The organism is Nocardia blacklockiae, from assembly GCF_015477355.1.
Classification (GTDB): domain Bacteria; phylum Actinomycetota; class Actinomycetes; order Mycobacteriales; family Mycobacteriaceae; genus Nocardia; species Nocardia blacklockiae.
In genome coordinates this window covers 1-352 of the sequence record NZ_JADLRJ010000051.1, presented here as the reverse complement: position 1 = coordinate 352, position 352 = coordinate 1, and the positions used below count along the sequence as shown (strand labels likewise).

The following is a 352-nucleotide window of genomic DNA, read 5'->3' as shown; positions in this document are numbered from 1 at the left end:
GGAACACCGGGTTGTCGTACTTGCCGGACAGCCGCGCGGCGGTCTCCGGCATCCGGGCCAGCAGCACGCCCGCCGCGAACGCGGCCACCGCGCCGATCAACGTCAGCACGGCCGGGACCGTCACCGTGGTCACCTGGTCCACGTGCGCCCGCGCCGGGAGCTCGGCCAGCCGGGCGGCTCGCTCGGCCGTCGCGGTGTGACCGGTCAGCAGAGCGAATCCGGGCACGGCGGCCACCGCCGCCAGCACCGCCACCACCACCCCGAGCGTCCGGCGCAGCAAGCCCCGGGTCGCCATAATCGCGGCGATCGACGCCAGCAGCACCAGCGACAGCGGCGTCAGCGCGCCGAACCA

General features: G+C 75.3%; 1 protein-coding gene. It reads right to left on the bottom strand.

All coding sequences use genetic code 11. The features are described from left to right. Positions 1-352: Trp biosynthesis-associated membrane protein (locus IU476_RS35725; RefSeq protein WP_195106769.1), on the bottom strand; the 352-nt coding region annotated here is incomplete at both ends.